Source organism: Bacillus sp. LL01 (genome assembly GCF_001037965.1).
Map to the genome: position 1 here is coordinate 1 of NZ_LFEL01000233.1, position 3,528 is coordinate 3,528.

The 3,528-nt window shown below is 39.6% G+C and carries 3 protein-coding genes; all 3 read left to right on the plus strand.

The genetic code is table 11. The features are described from left to right. A partial coding sequence (locus AB685_RS28585; RefSeq protein WP_047973996.1) for a M14 family metallocarboxypeptidase occupies nt 1-934 on the plus strand: 934 nt, incomplete at its 5' end. Between the two features lie 141 nt (nt 935-1,075). Further along, on the plus strand, nt 1,076-2,803 hold the full coding sequence (locus tag AB685_RS28590) for an ABC transporter ATP-binding protein (protein WP_047973997.1): 1,728 nt from the start codon (nt 1,076-1,078) through the stop codon (nt 2,801-2,803). Beyond that, the coding region (locus AB685_RS28595; RefSeq protein ID WP_047973998.1) for an ABC transporter ATP-binding protein at nt 2,796-3,528 on the plus strand (733 nt) is incomplete at its 3' end. The genes AB685_RS28590 and AB685_RS28595, both read left to right, overlap by 8 nt.

The window sequence follows — 3,528 nt, forward strand, 5'->3', positions numbered from 1 at the left end:
TTTGCAGGTGGGGCAAGCGTTATTCATGCCAAGTAGGATCACAAATAAACGATTTGTTCAAACGGGCGGATACGACTCAACGGTACTAACAACAGATCTTGACCAATTAACGGAAGCCTATCCTTTCATCAGAAGACGTGTGATTGGAACGAGTGTCATGGGAAAGCCAATTGAAGAAATACGTATTGGGAATGGGTCAAAAAGAGTTCATTTTAATGGCTCTTTTCATGCTCATGAATGGATTACTACGCCAGTTTTAGTCGAATTTATCAATGATTATGCATTAGCCTTAACAAATCAGACGCCCATCCGTGGCTTGTCTATGTTGCCTTATTACAATGATGTAGAATTATCGATTGTACCGATGGTGAACCCTGATGGAGTGGATTTAGTGATTAATGGTTTACCAACTTCAGAGCCTTACCGAAGCGAAGTACTTGAGATCAATGGTGGTAGCACCGATTTCTCTGGTTGGAGAGCAAAYATTATAGGGGTTGATTTAAACAATCAATACCCTGCTAAGTGGGAACAAGAAGCAAGCTTAAAGCCCAGCCAACCATCACCGAGAGACTACCCAGGGAGAGCCCCTTTAACAGAACCTGAGGCGATCGCGATCGCGCGTCTTACACTCGATAGTGATTTTAGCCGTGTTCTAGCCTTTCATACACAGGGGCAAGTTATTTTTTGGGGATTTGAAGGGTTAGAGCCTCCAGAATCGGAGGTGATTGTTAATGAGTTTGCCCGAGTTAGTGGATTTAGGCCGATTCAATATACAGACAGCTATGCAGGGTACAAAGATTGGTTTATTAAACAATGGAAAAGGCCAGGATTTACTGTAGAGCTTGGTCTCGGAACAAATCCTTTACCTTTTTCAGATTACCCTCAGATTTATGAGGATGCAGTAGGTATTATGCTTGCCTCCATGTATATGTAGACCACCAAAATGATCAGACCTGTAGTGTTCTGATCATTTTTTATTATTTTATTATTCATATTAGTGAAAATCTTATTTTTGCGCTATCATAGATAATAGATTATTTCGTTTAGCTAACAAACTTAGTTGGGGTGTCGATTAATGAGAAAGGTTTTTTCCTATTTAAAACCATATCGTTTTCCGATGTGGATAGCCATCATATTAATGCTAGTAGAACTCACCGTTGAACTTTTTCATCCATTACTTTTAGCGAGAATCATTGATGAAGGAGTTATGACAGGTGATTTTGATATGGTTGTACGTTGGGGATTGATCATGGTAGGAATGTCGTTTCTTGCTTTTTTATCAGGGGTAATTAATTCATTTTATGCGGCTCATGTATCTCAAAGTACAGGATTTGATCTGCGTCACAGTATGTATAGTCGGGTGCAATCTTTTGCTTTTTCGAAACTGCAAAAGTTTGAAACTTCGTCTTTAATAACGAGGATGACCAATGATGTCACACAAGTTCAGAACACTATTTTTATGAGTTTGCGCATCATGATGAGAGCGCCGCTTTTAGTCATTGGTGGAACGATTATGGCGTTACTGGTCAATGTGAAGCTCGCGTTATTTCTAGTGGTAACGATTCCTGTTCTTATCTTCTTTTTAGTCTGGATGATGAAAAAGGGTGGAAAAATGTTCCGAGATGTTCAAGCTAAGCTTGATCAAGTAAATCATGTCATGCGTGAAAATTTAAAAGGAATTCGAATTATAAAGGCATTTGTTAGAAGAAAGCATGAAGGAGGACGTTTTAAAAAAGAAAATGAAGGATTAAAGGATGGAACCATTCAAGCGTTAAGATGGATGGAGATCACAATGCCGATTCTTTTACTATTAATGAACGGAGCGATCATTGGTGTACTCTGGTTCGGTGCAATTGATGTTGGAGCAAATCAAGCACAGGTAGGAGAAGTTGTGGCAATTATTAACTATGCAACAAGAATCACGTCGGCACTTACTGTCTTTTCAATGATTATCATTGTATTCTCAAGAGCTAGAGCCTCTGCAAGCCGTATTGCAGAAGTACTTGAAACCGATATTGGGATGGAAGATGGAGAGGTGGCGGAGGCTGATACTAAGAATGACATTCATCTTCATTTTGAAAATGTGTCGTTCCGTTACCCAAATGCTCATCAGAATGTCATACAAAATCTTACGTTCTCCGTAAATAAGGGTGAAACGATTGCGATACTTGGTGCAACTGGGTCAGGGAAGTCCACCTTATTTCAATTAATTCCAAGGCTTTATGATGTTGGCACTGGTTCTGTATTAGTGGGCGGGGAAGATGTAAGGGAATGGAATATGAAAAAGCTGCGTAAAATGATTGGATATGTACCCCAGGAGTCGCTTCTATTCTCTGGCTCAATTAAAGAGAATTTGAGTTGGGGGCGGGAGGACGTTACGGAAGAAGAGATAGTAGTAGCCGCAAAAGCTGCTCAGATTCATGACACAATCGAAGCACTCCCTAAACAATATGAAACGAAGATCGGTCAAAAGGGTGTAAATTTATCTGGCGGTCAAAAGCAAAGATTATCGATTGCCCGAGCGCTTATTCGCTATCCGCGTATCTTGTTGCTTGATGATAGTACGAGTGCCTTAGATATGCGAACAGAGAAGAAGTTTTTACGTGCATTAGAGGCTTACTCATGTACGACCCTTGTTATTACGCAAAAGTTAAAAACAGCGATGGAAGCTGACCGGATCATCATACTAGATGAGGGGGAATTGCTTGCTGTCGGCACACATGAAGAATTAGTCAAACAGTCTTCCCTTTATCAGCAAATTGCTCAGTCACAGCTTGGAAAGGAGACGATCAATCATGCTTGATCCCCTCACACGTCCTTTTCGGTATAAACCAATTGACTGGAAAATGAGTGAACCAAAATCAAAAAGCAAGAAAAAGGAACGAGCGAGAGATTGGTCTGGAACGTTAAAGAGATTGTGGACATACTTATCGATTTATAAAATGAAATTGATTCTTGTCGTCCTTATGGTCATTGCAAGTTCGGCTTTAAGTCTCCTTGGACCTTTTCTTGTGGGAATCTCAATTGATCAATTTATCGTCACGAATGAAATGAACGGTCTAGTCGGAATGCTCCTTTTTTTAGTCCTCATTTATATAGGGTATTCTGTTAGCATATGCTTGCAAAATTATTGGATGGTAGACATCGCTCAAAAGTCCGTCTACGAAATTCGTTCGCATCTTTTTACGCACCTTCAGAAGCTGCCGATACCTTTTTTTGATCAACGTCAACATGGGGAACTAATGAGTAGAGTAACGAATGATATGGAAAACGTTAGTTCTACGTTAAATAGTTCTGTTATTCAAATACTCTCGAGCATATTAACGTTTGTTGGTATCTTAGTTGTGATGATTTACTTGASTCCATTAATGACTATTCTTACTTTAACAATCATTCCAGTCATGGTATTTGGTCTAAAATGGATAACAAAACGAACAAGTATCTTCTTTAAGGAGCAACAACAAAACATTGGTGAAGTAAATGGTTTTATCGAAGAAACCGTTTCGGGTCAATCGATAGTCAAGGTGT